The organism is Micromonospora sp. WMMC241 (assembly GCF_027460165.1).
In the GTDB taxonomy this organism is placed as follows: domain Bacteria; phylum Actinomycetota; class Actinomycetes; order Mycobacteriales; family Micromonosporaceae; genus Micromonospora; species Micromonospora humi.
This window is the reverse complement of record NZ_JAPZBF010000001.1, coordinates 6,283,126-6,301,248: the sequence shown is the minus strand read 5'-3', so window position 1 is coordinate 6,301,248 and position 18,123 is coordinate 6,283,126. Positions and strand designations below refer to the sequence as shown.

The 18,123-nt window shown below is 70.6% G+C and carries 21 protein-coding genes and 2 pseudogenes; 16 read left to right on the top strand and 7 right to left on the bottom strand.

The annotated features are described in order from the left end of the window. Positions 1 to 14: 14 nt before the first annotated feature. Genes O7598_RS28640 through O7598_RS28630 form a run of 3 tightly spaced genes read right to left on the bottom strand, consistent with a single transcriptional unit; the run spans position 15 to position 1,688 of the window. Complete coding sequence (locus O7598_RS28640) at positions 15 to 272, bottom strand: Txe/YoeB family addiction module toxin (protein WP_269694309.1); 258 nt, start codon at positions 270 to 272, stop codon at positions 15 to 17. Then, a complete protein-coding gene (locus O7598_RS28635; RefSeq protein WP_269694308.1) occupies positions 269 to 544 on the bottom strand; it encodes a type II toxin-antitoxin system Phd/YefM family antitoxin in 276 nt (91 codons plus the stop codon). Before O7598_RS28635 ends, O7598_RS28640 begins: the two co-directional genes overlap by 4 nt. Positions 545 to 578: 34 nt before the next feature. After that, positions 579 to 1,688 carry an epoxide hydrolase family protein gene (locus O7598_RS28630; RefSeq protein ID WP_269694307.1) on the bottom strand — a complete coding sequence of 370 codons (1,110 nt, stop codon included), beginning with the start codon at positions 1,686 to 1,688 and terminating at the stop codon, positions 579 to 581. Positions 1,689 to 1,780: 92 nt separating this feature from the next. On the opposite strand from O7598_RS28630, the gene O7598_RS28625 reads away from it, so the two are divergent. The 12 genes from O7598_RS28625 to O7598_RS28570 all read left to right on the top strand — a co-directional run bounded on the left by O7598_RS28625 (position 1,781) and on the right by O7598_RS28570 (position 11,164). After that, positions 1,781 to 2,242, top strand: a complete 462-nt coding sequence (locus O7598_RS28625; protein WP_269694306.1) for a MarR family winged helix-turn-helix transcriptional regulator — start codon at positions 1,781 to 1,783, stop codon at positions 2,240 to 2,242. 71 nt (positions 2,243 to 2,313) lie between these two features. Next, complete coding sequence (locus O7598_RS28620) at positions 2,314 to 2,772, top strand: YbaB/EbfC family nucleoid-associated protein (protein ID WP_269695012.1); 459 nt, start codon at positions 2,314 to 2,316, stop codon at positions 2,770 to 2,772. Between the two features lie 5 nt (positions 2,773 to 2,777). Further along, positions 2,778 to 3,107 carry a type VII secretion target gene (locus tag O7598_RS28615; RefSeq protein ID WP_269694305.1) on the top strand — a complete coding sequence of 110 codons (330 nt, stop codon included), beginning with the start codon at positions 2,778 to 2,780 and terminating at the stop codon, positions 3,105 to 3,107. Further along, a complete protein-coding gene (locus O7598_RS28610) occupies positions 3,104 to 3,805 on the top strand; it encodes a WXG100 family type VII secretion target (protein WP_269694304.1) in 702 nt (233 codons plus the stop codon). The genes O7598_RS28615 and O7598_RS28610 overlap by 4 nt, the downstream gene beginning before the upstream one ends. 8 nt (positions 3,806 to 3,813) lie before the next feature. Continuing rightward, positions 3,814 to 4,575: an EndoU domain-containing protein gene (locus tag O7598_RS28605; protein WP_269694303.1), complete on the top strand. Its 762-nt coding sequence runs from the start codon at positions 3,814 to 3,816 to the stop codon at positions 4,573 to 4,575. A gap of 5 nt (positions 4,576 to 4,580) precedes the next feature. After that, a complete protein-coding gene (locus tag O7598_RS28600) occupies positions 4,581 to 5,174 on the top strand; it encodes a hypothetical protein (protein WP_269694302.1) in 594 nt (197 codons plus the stop codon). Between the two features lie 4 nt (positions 5,175 to 5,178). Then, positions 5,179 to 5,709: a pentapeptide repeat-containing protein gene (locus tag O7598_RS28595; RefSeq protein WP_269694301.1), complete on the top strand. Its 531-nt coding sequence runs from the start codon at positions 5,179 to 5,181 to the stop codon at positions 5,707 to 5,709. 47 nt (positions 5,710 to 5,756) lie between these two features. Continuing rightward, positions 5,757 to 6,221 (top strand): DIP1984 family protein, encoded by a 465-nt coding sequence (locus O7598_RS28590; RefSeq protein ID WP_269694300.1) that lies wholly within the window; start codon positions 5,757 to 5,759, stop codon positions 6,219 to 6,221. Positions 6,222 to 6,664: 443 nt separating this feature from the next. Beyond that, positions 6,665 to 6,928: a hypothetical protein gene (locus O7598_RS28585; RefSeq protein WP_269694299.1), complete on the top strand. Its 264-nt coding sequence runs from the start codon at positions 6,665 to 6,667 to the stop codon at positions 6,926 to 6,928. After that, positions 6,925 to 7,548, top strand: a complete 624-nt coding sequence (locus O7598_RS28580) for an RNA polymerase sigma factor (protein WP_269694298.1) — start codon at positions 6,925 to 6,927, stop codon at positions 7,546 to 7,548. The genes O7598_RS28585 and O7598_RS28580 overlap by 4 nt, the downstream gene beginning before the upstream one ends. Further along, positions 7,535 to 9,430, top strand: a complete 1,896-nt coding sequence (locus O7598_RS28575; RefSeq protein ID WP_269694297.1) for an EAL domain-containing protein — start codon at positions 7,535 to 7,537, stop codon at positions 9,428 to 9,430. Before O7598_RS28580 ends, O7598_RS28575 begins: the two co-directional genes overlap by 14 nt. Before the next feature lie 261 nt (positions 9,431 to 9,691). After that, complete coding sequence (locus tag O7598_RS28570) at positions 9,692 to 11,164, top strand: endo-1,4-beta-xylanase (RefSeq protein ID WP_332367395.1); 1,473 nt, start codon at positions 9,692 to 9,694, stop codon at positions 11,162 to 11,164. A gap of 14 nt (positions 11,165 to 11,178) precedes the next feature. On the opposite strand, the gene O7598_RS28565 is transcribed toward O7598_RS28570, so the two are convergent. The 3 genes from O7598_RS28565 to O7598_RS28555 form a co-directional block, all read right to left on the bottom strand. Continuing rightward, positions 11,179 to 11,619, bottom strand: a complete 441-nt coding sequence (locus tag O7598_RS28565) for a MerR family transcriptional regulator (protein ID WP_269694296.1) — start codon at positions 11,617 to 11,619, stop codon at positions 11,179 to 11,181. An 18-nt stretch (positions 11,620 to 11,637) separates the two neighbouring features. Further along, positions 11,638 to 12,678 (bottom strand): NAD(P)-dependent alcohol dehydrogenase, encoded by a 1,041-nt coding sequence (locus O7598_RS28560; RefSeq protein WP_269694295.1) that lies wholly within the window; start codon positions 12,676 to 12,678, stop codon positions 11,638 to 11,640. Positions 12,679 to 12,775: 97 nt separating this feature from the next. Further along, the gene (locus O7598_RS28555) at positions 12,776 to 14,356 is read right to left on the bottom strand and encodes an Ig-like domain repeat protein (RefSeq protein WP_269694294.1); all 1,581 of its coding nucleotides are present in this window, start codon (positions 14,354 to 14,356) and stop codon (positions 12,776 to 12,778) included. A 146-nt stretch (positions 14,357 to 14,502) separates the two neighbouring features. Between O7598_RS28555 and O7598_RS28550 the strand changes: the two genes are divergently transcribed. Continuing rightward, the gene (locus O7598_RS28550) at positions 14,503 to 15,027 is read left to right on the top strand and encodes an SMI1/KNR4 family protein (protein WP_269694293.1); all 525 of its coding nucleotides are present in this window, start codon (positions 14,503 to 14,505) and stop codon (positions 15,025 to 15,027) included. A gap of 39 nt (positions 15,028 to 15,066) precedes the next feature. After that, positions 15,067 to 15,411, top strand: a pseudogene (locus tag O7598_RS28545) (ADP-ribosylation/crystallin J1); the annotation flags it as partial. A gap of 526 nt (positions 15,412 to 15,937) precedes the next feature. Here the strand turns inward: O7598_RS28545 and O7598_RS28540 are convergent. Continuing rightward, positions 15,938 to 16,057, bottom strand: a pseudogene (locus O7598_RS28540) (DUF397 domain-containing protein); the annotation flags it as partial. Between the two features lie 99 nt (positions 16,058 to 16,156). Here O7598_RS28540 and O7598_RS28535 point away from each other — a divergent pair. Then, entirely contained in the window at positions 16,157 to 16,669 is a 513-nt protein-coding gene (locus tag O7598_RS28535; RefSeq protein WP_269694292.1) for a DUF6000 family protein, read from the top strand. Between the two features lie 502 nt (positions 16,670 to 17,171). After that, entirely contained in the window at positions 17,172 to 18,056 is an 885-nt protein-coding gene (locus tag O7598_RS28530; RefSeq protein WP_269694291.1) for an aminoglycoside phosphotransferase family protein, read from the top strand. The last annotated feature ends 67 nt before the right edge of the window (positions 18,057 to 18,123 follow it).

Here is an 18,123-nt window from a genome sequence, read left to right as displayed (position 1 = left end):
CCCGGGCCGGGCCGCTACCGGTCGCCGTAGTGGTAGCGGCAGGCGACGATCTCGACGTCTTCCTTGGAGATCCGGTAGACCAACCGGTGCTCACGGTCGATTCGGCGGGACCAGAATCCGGACAGCTCCCCCCGCAGGGGCTCCGGCTTGCCGATGCCCTCGTAGCCGTTTCGCATGATGTCCGCGATCAGATCGTTGACGCGTTTGACCAGCTTGCGGTCGGTGTGGCTGACGTACTGCTGCCAGGCGGTCGGCGTGAAGACCAGCCTCACGCGACGTCCCGGACGTCGGCGGGGTCGATCAGCTCCCGCTCCGCACCGTCGCCCTGCTCCAGTTCGGCGATGGACCGGCGCAGGGCGGCGGCGTTGCTCGGACTGCGGAGCAGGTATTCGGTCTCCTTCATCGCCTCGTACTCGGCGAGCGGCACGATGACGACCGGCTCGTGCCCGGACCGGGTCACCACGACCTCTTCCGCGTCGTCGATGACGCTGTCCAGCTCGGCGGCCAGGTTCTGGCGGAGCTGGGTGAAGTTCACCGTACGCACAATGATCACCTCCAACGCGTACAGAAAACTGTACCTACTTGGTGGCGAGTGTGCCAGTCAGTCGTCCGAAGAACGCGCGGACGTCGGCGGCGAACAGGTCGGGTGCCTCCAGCGCGGCGAAGTGACCGCCCCGGTCGAACTCGCTCCAGTGCCGGATCGGGTAAGTCCGCTCGGCGAGCGAACGGATCGGCCGGGTGATGTCGTGGGCGAAAACGGCGACGCCGACCGGCGGCGGGCAGGGTGGCGGTGGTCCGCCGGCCGCGCTCTCCTTGATGAGCCGGGCCGAGGACGCGGTGGTGCGGGTGAGCCAGTAGACCGAGACGTCGGTGAGGATCCGGTCGACGGCGATGGTGGACGCCGGGTCGGCCCACTCGGTGAACTTCTCGGCGATCCAGGCGAGTTGGCCGGCGGGTGAGTCGTTCAGCGCGTACGAGACGGTCTGCGGGCGGGCGGCGTAGAGGATCTGGTGCGGGTGCCGCTGCGCCATGAGCTGCCTGATCCGGGCCAGCCGGGCCCGGTCCGGCTCGGGCAGGTCGGCCTCCCCGGTCCAGCCGGGCGGCGGCGGGGTGGGCAGGTAGTTGAGGTGCACGCCGACGACGTGCTCGCTGTCGATCCCGCCCAGCCGGGTGGAGATCACCGAGCCCCAGTCGCCGCCCTGGGCGCCGTAGCGGCGGTAGCCGAGCCGGCGCATCAGCTCGGCCCAGGCGTGGGCGACGCGGTCGACGTTCCAGCCGCGTTCCCGGGTCGGGCCGGAGAAGCCGAACCCGGGGATCGACGGGACGACCAGGTGGAACCGCTCGGACAGCGGTTCGAGCACGTCGAGGAACTCGACGACCGAGCCGGGCCAGCCGTGGGTGAGGATCAGCGGCAGCGCGTCCGGGTCGGCGGAGCGGACGTGCAGGAAGTGGATGTTCTGCCCGTCGATCTCGGTGGTGAACTGCGGGTAGCTGTTGAGTTCCGCCTCGTGCGCGCGCCAGTCGTAGCCGGTGCGCCAGTGCTCGGCCAGCTCGCGTACCCGGTCCAGGGGGATGCCGTGGTCCCATCCGACGTCGGGCAGTTCGTCGGGCCAGCGGGTGCGGGCCAGGCGGTCGGCGAGGTCGTCGAGGTCGGCCTGGGGGATCGCCACCCGGAACGGCTTGATCATGGCTCGCGCCTTTCGTTGGTCACCCTAACGTTTGCCACACCAATGTAACGCCCATTCGTTGGTCATACCAATAAATTTGTTAGGCTTGCCCCGTGGACACTCCGGACCCGGACGCCGTGCCGGCCCGCCTGGCGGCCCTGCCGAGCTGGCTGATCACCCAGACCGCCCTGCGCGCCGGCCGGCTGGTGAGCGACGGCCTCGCCGCGGTCGACGCCCGCGGCTACCACTTCCGGCTGCTGGCGACGCTCGACGAGTTCGGGCCCGCCAGCCAGGCGACGCTCGGCCGCCGCAGCGGCATCCACGTCAGCGACGTGGTCGCGGCGCTCAACGAACTCGCCGAGCGGGACCTCGTCGACCGCGCCCCGGACCCGGCCGACCGGCGGCGCAACGTCGTCACCGTCACACCGGCCGGGCGCCGACAGCTCCGGCGGCTGGAGAAACAGCTCACCGCCGTGCAGGACGAGTTGCTCGCGCCGCTGTCGCCGACGGAGCGGGCCCAGCTCACCGGCCTGCTCAGTCGGGTGCTCACCCACCACACCCGACGGTCCGGCTGACTGTCGGGCACCGTACGGACCGTAGTCACCCGCGTGGATGCGGTGTTAGCCTCCTCCCGCCAGGCGTGATCATGGACGGTATCGGGGGAGACATGGGGGCCGGCTTCGCGAGTTCGGGTGGCCTGCTGGATCCGGACGGCGCCGTCGAGCGGTTGGCGGCCTGGAAGGGACGCATCGACCAGCTCGCCGCCGACACCAGGGCGATGAGCGACCGGCTCCAGGAGCTGCGGGTCACCGCCGCCGACGGCAACGGCCTCTGCGAGGTGACCGTCGACTCCACCGGGGCGCTGTGCGACCTGCGCCTGGGCCCGCGCAGCCAGCGGGTCGCCCCCGACGTGGTGGCCCGGACCGTGATGGACACGATCCGCGAGGCGAAGCGGCAGCTGGCCGACCGGACGCAGGAGATCATCGCCGACACGGTGGGCGCCGACTCGGCCGCCGGCCGGGCGATCGCCGAGCGGGTCGGGCAGCAGTTGCGCGACCCCGACGGCACCGGGAGTGGCGCCGACGACCAGCCCGGCCGGTGGTGAGCGGGATGGCCGACGGATTCGCGGTCGACGCGGACCAGATCCGCGCGCACGCCCGCAACGTTGACGCCGTACGGGCCCGCTTCGACGCGGTGAAGACCGCCAGCGCGCACATCGCCCAGGACGACTCCGCCTACGGACTGTTGTGCAGTTGGCTGCCCGCGATCCTGGAGGGCCGGCACACGCGGCAGGACGAGCTGATCGCGTACGTCGAGGAGAACCTGTCGTTGGTCGCCGCCGGGCTGCGTACCACCGCCGACAACTACGACGGCGCCGACGCGGACGCGGACGCCGTGGTCCGCAAGGCGGGTGGCGGGCTGACCGGGGCCACGCCGTGACCGACACCTCGCTGGTCGCCGGTGTCGTGTCGACCCGCAAGCCGTGGACCGGGGCGGCGCTGGCCGACAGCTGCCAAGGGCTGGTCGACGCCATCCACAGCCAGGGTTGGGTCGACGACCTGATCGCCGGCGCGGCGTTCGGCGTCGAGGTCGCCGCGACCGTGATGGACCCGCTCAGCGCGTTGCTGGCCAACGGGTTGGGCTGGGCGATGGAATACTTCGAGCCGCTGCGCCAGGTCCTCGACGAGCTGACCGGGATGCCTGATGTCGTCGCCTCGCACGCCGCCACCTGGGACAACATGGCCGCCGCCCTGCAGGGCATGGCCACCGACCTGAAGTCCTTCGTGGACGGCGACACCCCGCACTGGCAGGGGCGCGCCGCCGACGCCTACCACAACCTGATGGAACACAACGTCGAGGCGATCAACGGGCTCGGCGGGGTGTCCGCCGCCATGGCCGCCGCCACCCAGGCCGCCGGCAACCTGGTGATGTTCACCCGCGACATCGTCCGGGACCTCATCGCCGACCTGGTGGCACGCGTGATCGTGTGGGCCGTCGAGGCCATCTTCGTGGTCACCATCCCGGTGATCGCGTCGCAGATCGCCGCCGCGGTCGTGAAGTGGGCCGGCCGCATCCTGACCTACGTCATGGCGCTGATCAGCAGCCTGACCAACCTCTCCGCACTCCTGGACGGCTAGCCCTCACCATGGCCAGACCCCACACTCCCGGCGGCGGGAGCCCGTCCCACCCGCACGGCGACGGCGGCGACGGCCCGTCCGGGCGCCCGCACGGCGCGAACGTGCCGAGGAACGCCAGCGCCGAGCAGAACGCCGTCGCGTCCCAGGCGCAGCAGGGCCGCCCCGGCGGTGGTCCCGCCCCCGGCGCCCCCAGGCGGCCCAACCGGCCCGACAGGTCCACCGCGCCGAACACCCCGCCCGGTGCCGGCGACATCCGCCACACCGACGCGTCCCGGCAGCACATCCTCGACGGCGACGGCGGCAAACAGGGCGGTCACCGCGCGGGCACCGGTCTGTCCAAGAAGACCGAGTTCCCGAAGGACTGGGACGACGCGAAGGTTCTCGACGCCGCCCACCAGGTGACCCAGCAGGGGCCGCCGGCGAACGGGCCGTACCCGGCCAGGGACGCCGACGGAAACCCGACCTGGGCGTACGACTACACCGGTCGGGTCGACGGCGTCGAGGTCAAGACGATCGTGCTGGCCAACGGCGAGATCCGTACCGCCTTCCCGAACAACCCGGCCGACGCGGGCGTCATCACCAATCCGGCCGCGCCGAACCCGGCGCCCAGGGGCACGCCCGTCGGCGTCGCGCCGCACTACGCGCACCCGGACGTCGGTGGCGACGGCAGCTGGACGTGGGAAGGTCCGAAGGGCAATAAGATCGTGCGGGTGGTGCAGGACGCCCAGGGCAACGTGACCACTACAGAGATCGGCGACTACAAGAAGTGAGCGCCATGGACGCAAAGATCTACGCGGCGATCACCGAGATGTCCGCCCGGCTCGCCGGTCGACTGCCCGACGATGCCCTCGGCGCCCTCCGCGACCAGTACGCCGCCGGCGAGTGGGCCATCGGGGACGACACGCTCCTGCTGAGCCTGGCCTTCCAGCACGTCGGCATCACCGTCGAGGAGCAGGCCCTGATCCGCTCCTTCCTCAGCGACCCGGACAATCCCGACCTGCTCGACGCGCCGGTCGTGGACGAGGTGCCGGCGCCGGCGTACCGCTTCACGCCGACGGGTCCGGCGGGCGCCGCCGACCCGTCCGCGGCGGACCGGCTGCTGGCCGGCGAGTCCCCCCGGCACGGCGGCCGCCGCCTGCACCGGGCGTGGCGGAGCCCGCTCGACCACGCGCCCGACGGCCCGACCTGGGTGTACGTGCTGCGGGTGGTCGAGGGTGCGGACGAGCTGAAGGCGCGCTCGGGCCTGACCGCCCGGCTGTGGACCACGCTGCGGGAGAAGTGGCCGGTGGAGGTGGTTGCCGAAGGCAGCACACCGGCGCCCTACCAGGCCGCCGCGCTGGCCGCGGCGCAGCCGGTCTGGTCCGCCTGACCGAATGTCCCGCCGCGCCGACCTGACCGGCGCCTACCTGTTCGGTGCCGGCCTGAACGGCGTCCGGCTGGAGGGCGCCGACCTCGGCGGCGCCAATCTCGGCAACGCGGAACTGGCCGACGCCGACCTGAGCTTCGCCGATCTGACCAAGGCGGAACTGGTCGGCTGCGTGGCCCCGAACATCCGACTCCGGGGAGCGCGCCTGTTCGCGGCGGTGCTCGACGACGCCGTCCTGACCGGTGCCGACCTCAGTCATGCGATCCTCAACTCGGCCAAGCTCTACCGGACCGACCTGTGCGGGGCCAACCTGACGTTCGCGAGCCTGCGATGGGCCAGGCTCGGCAACGACAGCATGCCCACGGCGTTGACTGGCGCGGCCATGGTGGGCTGCGAGTTCGAAGGCGCGAAGGGGGCCGTGGTGGGCCCGGTCCTGGTCGACGAGGACCGGAGCCGGTCGCTCGACGGCGCCGACCTGGAGGCGTGGTTCGCGGAGCGGGGCGCGGAACACGTGCGCGTGCTCCGGCCGGCGGGCTGAGCTGAAATGGCGAGCGGTCCTGATCTTGGTGCGCCATACTCGCATTCATGAAACTTGCTGAGGCCCTTGCGCTGCGGGCGGATGCGGCGCGGCGAGTCGAGCAGCTCCGGTCCCGCATCACCGCCAGCGCCCGTTACCAGGAGGGCGAGGCGCCCGCCGAGGACGCGCCGGCCCTCCTCACGGAGGTGGGCGCCGCACTCGGCGAGCTGGAGTCGCTGATCCGGCGGATCAACCGCACCAACGCCGTCACCGAGGTGGACGGCGGCACCCTCACCGATGCGCTGGCCCGTCGCGACGTGCTGCGGATGCGGCACAGCGTGGTCACCTCGGCGGCGGACGCCGCCGCCGGGGAGGGTCAGCGCGGCTACCGGCAGCTCCGGTCGGAACTGAAGATGATCCCGGCGCTACCGGTTGCGGAGCTGCGCCGGCAGGCCGACGACCTGGCTCGACAGGTACGCGAGGTGGACACGCTGATCCAGCGGACGAACTGGGAGATCGAGTTGCTCGACTGACAGGACGCGGAGCAGGTAGCCGACGTGGAGGCGTGCACGCCCCCGAGGGCCGGCGGGTAATCCGGCCCCTCCTTGGCGCGCCGTGGGCAGGCGTGGGGTTCGATTCCCCGCAACACATCGCACGCCCAGCACCGCACACAGGTGACGGCGCACGGGGCACGGCACACTACCGAGTGCAGATCCACGACGGCGAGGGTGGGACAGGGGACCTCCGCATCCAGGTGACCGGCTTGTTGCTGACGGTCACCGAACGCACATGCAAATTGCCGATCAATCGGCTCCGAAAACCCTTGGCGCAGCGTTCCTCAGGCATGACTTTCTGCTGTATGCGCAGCTGGAAGCGCTGATCATCGATCTTAGAAAACATTGTGGACGGATGGCCGTCTACATTCGCCCCTCGCCACGGATAGTAATTGGCAATCCAAGGGGGCCGAGGGGGAGCGATGAACACAGCACTGGCGGTGGCCGTGGCCGTGGCCGGCGTGGTCGGTGGCTTGGTGCGGGGATACGTGGCATACCGGGCACGCATACAGGAGGAGCGGGAGGCGACAACACGTACCGCGGCTCGGGTGACCTGGCTCATCCGGCTCGCGGAGGCCGACCACGACCTGGTGCGGATCGTGGAGCGGGACCGCGACGGACACCGCGAGGTGGAACTGGGCGGTCGCGGCCTGCCGAAGTCCGAGGTCACCGAGGAGGCGGCGTGAGCGACGTCGACGGCACCGCCGCCCGGACACCGGATCCAACCGTCGACGAGGCCGCGTGCGAGGCGCAGGCCGTACGCCGGAAGGCCGAGCACGACCAGGAGTTCGCCGCCTTCGTCGAGGAGTCGTACCACACGGTGGAGCGGGTGCTCCGGTCGGTGTGGTGGGACCGCGAGGTGGTGGAGGACGCCCTGCACGAGGCGTACCTGCACGCGCGGGTGGAGTGGTCCAAGGTCCGCGACCACGACCGGCGGATCGGCTGGATCATCCGGACCGCCCGGTTCAAGATCCTGAAGGACCGTCATCGGCGGCACCGGGAAGCCGCGGTGGCACCGGAGGACCTGCCGCCGGCGCCCCACTCCGACATCGCCGACGTCTGGGAGGCGCAGGAGACGCTCCGGGCCTGGCTGCGGCAGCTTCCCGCCCGGCATGCCGAGGTGTTCCAGATGTCGCGGGAGGGCTTCTCCAACCGGGAGATCTCCCGCATCCTCGGGCTGGCCGAGACCAGCGTCCGCTCCTACAAGGCCGCCGCCCGCAAAGGGCTGGGCGAGCTGGCCGAACGGGCCGGTTTCACCCGCTCGGTGGACCGCCGGCGTCAGGGGGAGCGCCGTGGATCTCGATGACATCCTGGCGCTGGCCGAGACCGCACCAAGCCCGCTGGAACTGGCCCGGGCGCGCCGGGTCGCGCGCACCGTGCAGAGCCAGTACGACCTCTCCGTCGCCGAGGGCTACGAGATACTGGTCGACGCCGATCTGACGGACCCGTTGACCGGGGACGTCGACGAGGCGACCAGGATCGCGCGCGCCGCCCAGCTGTCGAAACTGGGAACGATCACCTGGGTGGCCGGCCCGGACCGGACCCGGTCCACGGGTCGGCTCTCCTGGTCGGACGAGATGGCGATGATCTTCGGGCACGCCCCGGGAACGCTGCGCCTTACGCCCGAGACGTTCTTCGACCTGGTCCATCCCGCCGATGCCCGGCGGGTCCGCACGGCGGTCCGGACGGTCTGGGCGCGGAACTGCCCCGACGAGGTGGTCTTCCGGGTAGTCCAGCCGGGCGGTCGCATCCGCCACGTGCACTGCCATCTCGAGATACTCCTCGACGCGGGCGAGCCGTCCGGGATCATCGCGACCGGTGAGGACGTCACCGTTCTCGAACTGGCCCGGCAGGAGCGCCGCCGGCTCGCCGTCCGCAGTCGGATGCTCGGCCCCGACCTGGCCGTGCGGGACGTCCTCACCGGCATGCCGACCCGGGGCTTCGTGATCGACGAGGTCGACCGGGCGCGCCGCACCACCGGGGGCGCCCTCGTCGTGGTGGCTACCGAGCCCGCCAACCGACTGCCCGAGGCGCTCACCGACGAGGACCGGGACCAGGTGACGGCGGAGGTCGCCGGCCTGCTCCGTGCCGTCGTCGGCGAGGAGGTGACCTGTGGTCTACTCGGCTCCGGCTCGTGGGGGGTGCTCCTCGCGCGGAGGGCCGCGGGCGCGGAGGACCTGGCGGCCCGGATCGTCGACACGCTCCGCAACCACCTGTTCCGCGTCCGCCAGCGGCCCCTGCGCCTCAACATCTCTGCCGGGGTGGTGCACTTCGACAGTGATGTCGCCACGACCGGATTCGACCTGATCATCGACGGGGAGCACGCGGCCCGCGACGCGCGCCGCGCCAACGCCGCGGTGGAGGTCCTCGATCAGCCGGTCGAGGAGCGGACGCGGACGGACCGATGCCGGTCCCGGATCCACCGGGCCGTCGCGGCCAGTCGGTTCGCCCTCTACGCCCAGCCCATCGTCGATCTCCAGCTCAACCAGGTCACCCGGCACGAGATCCTGCTGCGGGTGCGGAGCGACACGGGTGAGCCGGTCGCGCCGTGGGCCTTCCTCGACATGGCCGAGCGGGTCGGCGAGATCCTCACGGTCGACCGGTGGGTCGTCGACCACGCCCTGGAGCTTATCGGTCGTGGTGCCCAGACCTCCCATTACCAGGTCAACATCTCCGGCAAGTCGCTTGCCGACCCGGGGCTGCTCGCCCACGTGACCGAGGCGATACGCCGGCACGGGGTCAACCCGGAGTGCCTGACGTTCGAGATCACCGAGACCGCCCTGATCGAGAACCGTAACGAGGCGCTGGCGTTCGCCACCGGCATCCGGGAGATCGGATGCCACCTGGCGCTCGACGACTTCGGCACCGGATACGGCGCCCTCACCCACCTGAAGTACCTGCCGGTGGACCTGGTCAAGATCGACGGCACTTTCATCGTCGACCTCTGCCGATCGCCGGCCGACCAGGCCGTGGTGTCGACGCTGGTCGAGTTGTGCCACACGCTCGGCATCCGGGTCGCCGCCGAGTACGTCCAGGACCAGGAGACCATCGACCTGCTGCGCCGGTGCGAGGTCGACTTCGCCCAGGGCTACTGGACCGGCCGCCCGGAGCCGATCACGGTCAGCCAGGAGAAGGTGCAGATCGAACTGGAGCTGCGGTTGCCGCCGCAGTGCACCGCCCTCGGCTGAGAAGGGAGAGGCGGCGCTCACTGGAAATTTCCGGAACGCGTCCGGTCCGGACTCACCTGACCCTCGCAGTGAACTGCGAGGTCATCGACATTGACCAATGACGGTCCATCGAAGTATCTTGCCCTGGAGTTACCGGTACGTTTCCGAAAGTTTCAGGGCCGGTGACCCGGAACGCGTACCGCCCGGTGGCGCCTCCGCGCCAGGTACGCGAACCGTGTCGACAACCCTGCGCATCACCCGTCCGATATGCAGAGGAGTGTCATGGAACGTCCACTGAGGCGGCACCGCTACCGCATGCTGGCGGCCGCTGCCGCCGGATCGCTGGCGCTGGCCGCCACCGCGCTGATGGTGCCCGGCTCGGCCCAGGCGGCCACCACCCTGGGCGCCGCGGCGGCGCAGTCCGGCCGCTACTTCGGCACCGCCATCGCGGCGAGCCGGCTGAACGACTCCACCTACAGCACGATCGCGGCGCGTGAGTTCAACATGATCACGGCCGAGAACGAGATGAAGCCGGACGCGACGGAGCCGAACCAGAACCAGTTCAACTTCAACTCCGGCGACCAGATCTACAACTGGGCGACCCAGCGGGGCCTGAAGGTCCGCGGTCACACCCTGGCCTGGCACGCCCAGCAGCCCGGCTGGATGCAGAACATGCAGGGCAGCACGCTGCGCAACGCGATGATCAACCACATCAACGGTGTGATGGCCCACTACAAGGGCAAGCTCGCGGCGTGGGACGTGGTCAACGAGGCGTTCAACGAGGACGGCAGTCGCCGTAACTCGAACCTGCAGGGCACCGGCAACGACTGGATCGAGGTGGCGTTCCGCACCGCGCGGGCGGCCGACCCGTCGGTCAAGCTCTGCTACAACGACTACAACATCGAGAACTGGTCGTACGGCAAGACGCAGGGCGTCTACCGGATGATCCAGGACTTCAAGTCCCGGGGCGTGCCGATCGACTGCGTCGGTCTGCAGACCCACTTCACCGGCGGCAGTTCGCTGCCGAGCAACTTCCAGACCACGCTGTCCAGCTTCGCCGCCCTCGGCGTCGACGTGGCGCTCACCGAGGTCGACGTCACCAACTCGTCCACCAGCCAGTACCAGGGCCTGACCCAGGCGTGCCTGAACGTCCCGCGTTGCATCGGCATCACCGTGTGGGGTGTCCGCGACAGCGACTCGTGGCGCTCCAACGAGAGCCCGCTGCTGTTCGACGGCGGCGGCAACAAGAAGGCCGCGTACACCTCGGTTCTCAACGCCCTCAACGCCGCCGGCCCGGCGCCGACCGGCACCCCGACGGCGACGCCGACCGCCACCCCGACCTCCGGGCCGACCACGCCGCCGCCGTCCGGCGGAGCCAGCCGGATCCTCGGCAACCAGTCGGGCCGGTGCGTCGACGTGCCCAACTCGTCGCAGACCAACGGCACCCGGGTGCAGCTCTACGACTGCCACGGGCAGACCAACCAGCAGTGGACGTACACCGGGAGCAAGCAACTGACGATCTACGGCGGCAGCCGCTGCCTGGACGCCGCCGGCTCCGGCAACGGCGCGGCCGTCCAGATCTACGGCTGCAACGGCCAGGCCAACCAGCAGTGGAACGTCAACTCCAACGGCACCATCACCGGTGCCCAGTCCGGCCGCTGCCTCGACGTCTGGGGCACCGGCAACGGGCAGCAGATCCAGCTGTACGACTGCAACGGGCAGGCCAACCAGCGGTTCCAGCTCGTCGCCAACTGACGACCCGTGGTGGCTCACCGCTCCGGCGGTGGGCCACCACAGTCGTCGGGCAGATCGTCGTCGTCCTCGCAGGTGCGGCCGTGCGCCATCAGGTCGCGGAAGTCCGCCATCTTGTGCCGCATCACCCGCAGGTCCTCGTCCAGCTCGGCGCGACGCCGGTGCAGCCGCTCCTCCTGCTCCTGGAGGATCCGAAGCCGCTGCGCGGAGTGCTCCGGGGTGCCGGGGCCGAGCACCACGAAGTGGCGGATCTCGGCGATCGGCATGCCGGTACGGCGCAACGCCTGCACCAGCCGGACGAAACGGACGGCCGCCGGCCCGTACCGGCGGCGGCCGTCCGAGGACCGCTTCACCAGCGGAATCAGGCCCTCCCGCTCATACCAGCGCAGGGTGTCGAGGGTCAGGCCGGTCAGCTCCGACACCTCGCGGATGCCGAGCGCGGTGGCAGGCGCGTTCACCCGCCAACCGTACGTCGGTCACCCCAGGTCGGAGAGATCCAGCACGAACCGCCAGCGCACGTCGTTGCGGGCCAGCCGGTCGAGCGCGTCACCCACCGCACGCGCCGGCACCCGCTCCACGTCGGCGACGATGCCGTGCCGCGCCGCGAACTCCAACATCTCCCGGGTACGCGGGCGGCCGGCGCTGCCCGACGCCGCCAGCCGCTTGTAGCCCAGCAGCAGCGCCAGCGCCTCCGGTTCGTACCGATCCGGGATGCCCAACATGCAGAGCGTGCCGTCCATCCGCAGCGCCCGCAGGTAGGGCGACGGGTCGTGCTTGGCCGACGCCGTGTCGAGGATGAAGTCGAACCGGCCGGCCTGTGCCGCCATCGCCTCCGCGTCACCGGAGACGACCACCTCGTCGGCGCCGAGCGTACGCGCCCCCGCCTCCTTGCCCGGCGACGTGGTAAACACCGCGACGCGCGCTCCCAGCGCCTTGGCGAACTTCACCGCCAGGTGGCCGAGACCACCCAGCCCCACCACTCCGACCAACTGGCCTGCGGCGACGCCCCAGCGGCGCAGCGGCTCGAACACGGTCGCCCCGGCGCACATCAACGGCGCCACGCCCGCCGGGTCCAGCCCGCCCGGCAACGGGTACGCGAACGACTCCCGCACCACGTAGTCCCGCGCGTACGCGCCGAGCGTCACACTGCCGTCGATCCGGTCCTGACCGCCGTAGGTGAGCGTGGGGAAGTCCACGCAGAACTGCTCCTCGCCGGCCCGGCACGCGCCGCACGTACCGCAGGAGTCGACGATGTTGCCCACCGCGACCGCGTCGCCGACCGCGAAACCGGTGACGTCGCCGCCCACGGCCGTGACCTCGCCGACGAACTCGTGCCCCGGCACCAGCCGCGCGGACCCGGCGGTCAGGGCCTCGGCCGCGTGCAGGTCGGTGTGACAGACCCCGCACCAGGTGACGCGGACCGCGACGTCGTCCGGGCGCAGGGCCCGGCGCTCGAAGGTGTACGGCTCCCAGCTGCCACCGGGTGCCGTCAGTGCCATGCCTGTCGTCTGTGCCATGGCGGCGACGCTAGGCGCTGGAGTTCACTCCACCGCAAGCTTTCACGGCCGCCGGCGAGCGGTCCGGCCCGGCCATGCAGGCCGGGCCGGGCCGGACTCAGTCGGCGACCACGGTCAGGACCAGCGGGCCGTTCGGGATCGGGTTGCCGGCGTTCGGGTAGCCCCAGTGGCTGGTGTTCCCGGCCTCGTCGGTCAGCGAGAAGCCGATCGTGTAGCGCCCGGGCGCCAGCCGACCGGTCGACACGGCCAGGTGGAAGACCCCGGTGCCGTCGTCGTGCTCACCGCCGTACATGCCGCCCTGGGAGACGCCCTCGCTGTCGTAGATCGTCGCGCTGGTGCCGTTGATCGGGGCGAAGTCGTCGACCTCGACCGTGACGTCGAAGCCGAGCCCCCACGCGTCCTCGGTCTCCTGCGACGTCCAGGTCGCCTTGGGCAGCGTCGCCGAGAGCACCACCGGCGCCTTCTCGTCCGGCACCCGGGTGATGGTGAGCCCGAGGTCGGGGGCGCCGTACGTGGTGCCGTAGAGCGCCACGTTGCCCGCCCCGTCGGTCAGCTTGACCCCGTTGATCTCGCAGGAACTCGCCCAGCTCCACGGCACGACGATCTCCACCGAGACCGAACCGTCGTCACGCACCACCGGCGTGTGCGACGGCTGCGAGCACCGGGACAGGTCCAGGTCGACCGAGGCCAGGCCGCGGACCGCGCCCTGCGGCCTGAAGGTCAGCGTCGTCGACGCCGGCTTGCGCCAGTTGTTCACCTGCGACTCGGTGAGCGCGAAGTCGGATGCGCTGACCACGTCGTTGCGGGTCACCTGCACCGGCGCCGGCCCCTCGGGCGAAGTGAGCGTGCGGGTGTTGCCCCAGACGTCGGTCAGGTCGACCCGCGCCACCCGCCAGGTGCCGGACGCCGAACCGGCCGGCACGGCGATCGCCACCGTGCACCCCACCCAGGTCGGGTCGTAGGACACGTCGCCGTTGCACGACCACTGCGAACCGTTCTGGACGAGCTGGAAGGTCGAGCTGAGTCGCACGCCACCCGGGCCGGCGAGGGTGAGCTTGCCCCGCTTGAAGCCGCTCTCGTCGGTGAGCTGCGTCCGGTAGCGCAACGTCACCCCCGAACCGTCGTCGTAGACCTCGCGCGGCTGACCGAAGTCGAGGTAGAGCTGCTCGGCCACCGGCCCCTCGGTGTCGACGAGTTGCGTCACGGCCAGCGCCGCCGGACCCGGGTCACGCACCGTACGGGCGTGGGCGACGTCGTCGGCGATGGTCACCTTGGTGACCCGCCAGACCGTCTCCGCCGTCGAGGCGTAGCGCGGGACGGCGAAGTCGTAGCTGTAGGTGGACTCCTGCGCCGTCCCCGAACCGCGGACCTGTGCGCCCCAGTCGAGGTCGTAGCTGACCGTCCGGGGCTGACCGACCTGCTGGTCGCCGGCGAACTGGCGCAGCTCGACCGCGCCGTTGATCTTCCGGGCCTTGGTGGACCGGTCGGTGATCGTCCAGTTCAGAGCGACGCTGGCGTAGTCCTGCGTGACGTCGACCTGGGTGCGGTCGAAGGCGATCGACGTGATCTCCAGAACCGGGGTGGCCGCCGTGGCGGCACCGGCCGGAGCCGTGATCGAGAGAACGACCGCGGCGGTGGCCACGGTCGTGACAAGCGCGCGAAGGCGCCAAGGCTTCATCTGCACTCCCCGTGCATCAAGGCCCCTCGATAGGGGTCGTGCGCTGAGATTAAGGCACGGGCGCGACAGATTTTCGCCCGGGAACCCCGCCGTGACACCGAATCGTTGTCGGCGGTTCCGTCGGTCCTCCTGGCTAGGGTGCTGCCGTGAAAGACGACGGTCGTACCCTGCCACCCCCGCTGTCCGAAGCTCAGGAGTCCGGCTTCGACCATCGGGACGGCGCCGGCGTTGACTTCGAGCCGTACCCGCACTTCCTCGACGCCAGTGAGACCGCCGAGTGGTGGCGGGCGTGGACGGGAAACGCGGAGCTGGACGGGTCCGAGTTCCGGGTCTTCGGGCAGGACGGCACCGGTGGTCTCGCCGCCTTCTGGCTGGTTCGCCCGGACGAGCCGATCGAACAGCAGCCGGTGGTGTTTCTCGGCTCGGAGGGCGAGACGGGAGTCGTAGCGCAGAACCTCTGGGCCTACCTGTGGCTTCTGGCCGACGGCTTCGGGCCGTGGGAAGCAACGGCATACCCGGATCACGAACATGAGCCCCGAGCCGACGCCCGTCTCGCGGAGGTCGCCCAGCGCTGGGCACCGTCGCATCGGAACTCGGCAGATGATGTCATAGCCGCAGCGCGGAAAGAGTTTCCCGGCTTCGAGGAGTTGATCGGCTCGCTCTGCCGATAGCCGAATCGCGCCACCACCACGATTGGCGAGGAGCGGACCATCGACAACGCCGACACGATCACCCTGTGGCGGCCCGCCGGGCGGGCCGAACTCGACCTCGTAGCGGCGTCCGGTTGGCAGGCCTGGCCACCACGCCTGCCGGACCAGCCGATCTTCTACCCGGTGCTCAACCGCTGGTACGCCACGAAGATCGCCCGCGAGTGGAACGTCCCCGCCGAGGGTGTCGGCCACGTGACCCGGTTCGACGTCCAGCGTTCCTACCTGGACCGCTACGAGGTTCACCAGGTCGGTGGCCGCGACGTGCTGGAGTACTGGATCCCTGCCGAGGAGCTTGCCGACCTCAACGCCCACATCGTCGGCGCGATCAGGGAGGAAGCCGAGTACCGCGGCCCGGTGGACGACCAGGAGTTCACCGACGCCGAGAACGCCCTGGCGCGAACTCTACCCGCCGCCTGGCGGACCTACCTCCAAGGTGAGTCGTGGTTCCACCGAGGCTGGATGGCCGGCGGCGCCTACGTGTGGCTCAATTCGCCCCACGAGATGCTCCAGCTGCATGACGCGTGGGACGAGGCCGACGACGGGCACCCCGGCATCGCGATCATCGGCGGCGACGGCTCCCGTGAACAGCTCGTGCTCGATCTACGCAGCGATCCCGCACCGGTGCTGCTGGCCGACATCACGAGCAGTGGGTGGGACAGCGCCATCAGGCAGGCCGACAACGTCGGTGACCTCATCGACCGCATCGAGGCGGGCACCTTCGCCTTCCACTTCGAGGAATAGTGGCAGTTGTGGATCTCCGAACGGCCGTCAACCTCATGATCACCCGGACTCGACGGGCGCGGGCGGGCTTGAGACACCCATGGCGTTCCACCCACGGGCGGCAGGGCCGACTTGCTTGGCCACTGGAGGCGAATGAGCGCCACGACGCCGGGGTGACGTGGAGGGTGCCGCCGTCGCGGTCCTTGGTGTCGCGGACCAGCACCACGCCCCGCAGGTTGTCGGAGACCTCGCCGCATTCGCCGCCGCTCATTCCACTGCGGGTGGATTTCCTCCAGATCGCGTCACCCTGATGCCGAAAACGGCCGCCCGTCCACGGTCATCACGCGATGCGCCTGGCTACCTTGCGAGGATGGATCAAGGGAGCAGCGAAGGACTGGTTGCCCAGTACGTCGTACCGTTCTACCTCGACATGATGGGAACCAACGCCCTCAGATACGGACTTCCTCTGCTCTCGGCCGTGGCGGAGGCTAACCGAGCCACAACCGCAAGCGATGTAGTCGCCCTCCTGGGAGACGGCTGGCGGACCCGTGTCATGGGCGCTTGGTACTCGGTCAGAGTCGGCGGCGCAGACGTCACCGCCGCGGTTCTCCATGCTCTGGCCACATCGCGGGGTTCCCTCGATGCGCCACCGCTCGCGACCGCCGCAGTTGTTCTGGCCGGCCCCGATGCCGCCGAAGCCCTACGGCAGTACTTCACCGCGGATCAGGCCTGTGGCTGGGGGGCAGGTGGAGTGATCGCTGCTGCGGCAGACCACCTCCGTCGTCACCACCGGACCGCGACGCCGCTTCCACGCCCGACCGACGAAGACCGAGACACCTTCGCCGCTCTCATCGACATCGCGCGACGGCTGCAAGCGGCCTGACCGGCCTGTCGTTGACGACTCGCCGACAAGTTCTGGGCGTTGTGTTCGGCACGCCGCCTTCGCCTCCGCGCACCGGCTCTCCTTGCCTACTCGAACCGCCCGGGTTCTCTGGCAGTCGACCCATGCAGCTCTGGGGCGAGCAGCAGGATACGAGCCAGCGGGGGCACAGTCGGGTCAGCGGCCGCCGTCATCCGTGCAGCACGGCGCCACTCTGCCCGCCTGCGCGCAGGTAAAGCACCTCTGATTGCCTGAGTGAGTCGTCGCATGACCCGAGATTGGTAGCTCAAGCATGCTTGAGGTCAAGCCTGCCCCAGTGAGCCCCGGGTAGACGTCGTCGCCAGTGGTCGTCGTTGGTCGCTACGAGCGGCCTGACGGCCTGGTGACGGCTTGGACGTGGTCCTCGTAGACCCGCCCGACGCCGGCACGGCGCGGAACTGCTCGGACGCTCCAGCGGGTTCGAATTCGATTGGCAGGATGATCGAGCTGGTTCTATGGTCGCGCCGTGCGCCCGGGAGAAATCGTCGTCGCGGTCGAGCAGGTCCGCGCCCTGATCGACGAGCAGTTCCCCGAATGGTCGGGCCTACCGATCGTCGCGCAGCCGTTGACCGGGACCGACAACGCGCTGTTCCGGCTGGGTGATGCCCTGACCGCGCGGCTGCCAAGGGCCCAGTGGGCGGTCGACCAGGTGGCGAGCGACGCGACCTGGCTGCCGCGGCTGGCGCCGCACCTTCCGGTGCCGGTCCCGGTGCCGATCGCGGTCGGCCGGCCGGGCCGGGACTATCCGTGGCCGTGGACGATCGTCCCGTGGCTGGACGGGCGCAACCCGGAAGCCGGGCAGGACCACGTCGACCTCGCCGTCGACCTCGCTGGCTTCGTGCGCGCGATGATGGCCATCGACCCGATGGACGGGCCGGTCAAGGAGGGGATCCAGCGCGGCGTACCGCTGGCGCGGCGGAACGAGTTGACCCGCCGGTCGATCGCGGCGCTGGGCGACCGCATCGACGGGCCGGCGGTGACCGCGGCGTGGGACGAGGCGATGGCGGCCGACGAGTGGCCGGGGCCGCCGGTGTGGCTGCACGGTGATCTCCTGGCCGGCAACCTGCTGGTCGACCGGGGCAGGCTCACCGGCGTGATCGACTTCGGCGGTCTCGGGCGCGGCGACCCGGCGGTCGAGGTGCGGCCGGGCTGGAGCCTGTTCGACGGCCGTGCGCGTGCCGCTTACCGGGAGGCGCTCGGCTTCGACGAGGCGACCTGGGTACGCGGCTGGGCCTGGATGCTGTCGGGCTCGCTCTACTGGCTGGCGGACCTGTGGGACTCGATCAGCGAGGACGACCGCGAGGACACGATCCGCCACCTCCACCACATCGTCCGTCACCGCCATGACTGACCTGGTTTCGCAAACCCGGCGAGCGACTCTGGCCACTCCGTCTGTCATCGACCCGCCCTCCCGGGCG

Coding starts and splice junctions, on each gene's coding strand:
- O7598_RS28600 (WP_269694302.1), top strand. CDS start 4,581: ATGGACGCAAAGATCTACGCGGCGATCACCGAGATGTCCGCCCGGCTC.
- O7598_RS28630 (WP_269694307.1), bottom strand. CDS start 1,688: ATGATCAAGCCGTTCCGGGTGGCGATCCCCCAGGCCGACCTCGACGAC.
- O7598_RS28615 (WP_269694305.1), top strand. CDS start 2,778: ATGGCCGACGGATTCGCGGTCGACGCGGACCAGATCCGCGCGCACGCC.
- O7598_RS28590 (WP_269694300.1), top strand. CDS start 5,757: ATGAAACTTGCTGAGGCCCTTGCGCTGCGGGCGGATGCGGCGCGGCGA.
- O7598_RS28570 (WP_332367395.1), top strand. CDS start 9,692: ATGGAACGTCCACTGAGGCGGCACCGCTACCGCATGCTGGCGGCCGCT.
- O7598_RS28555 (WP_269694294.1), bottom strand. CDS start 14,356: ATGAAGCCTTGGCGCCTTCGCGCGCTTGTCACGACCGTGGCCACCGCC.
- O7598_RS28620 (WP_269695012.1), top strand. CDS start 2,314: ATGGACGGTATCGGGGGAGACATGGGGGCCGGCTTCGCGAGTTCGGGT.
- O7598_RS28585 (WP_269694299.1), top strand. CDS start 6,665: ATGAACACAGCACTGGCGGTGGCCGTGGCCGTGGCCGGCGTGGTCGGT.
- O7598_RS28605 (WP_269694303.1), top strand. CDS start 3,814: ATGGCCAGACCCCACACTCCCGGCGGCGGGAGCCCGTCCCACCCGCAC.
- O7598_RS28535 (WP_269694292.1), top strand. CDS start 16,157: ATGGATCAAGGGAGCAGCGAAGGACTGGTTGCCCAGTACGTCGTACCG.
- O7598_RS28560 (WP_269694295.1), bottom strand. CDS start 12,678: ATGGCACAGACGACAGGCATGGCACTGACGGCACCCGGTGGCAGCTGG.
- O7598_RS28595 (WP_269694301.1), top strand. CDS start 5,179: ATGTCCCGCCGCGCCGACCTGACCGGCGCCTACCTGTTCGGTGCCGGC.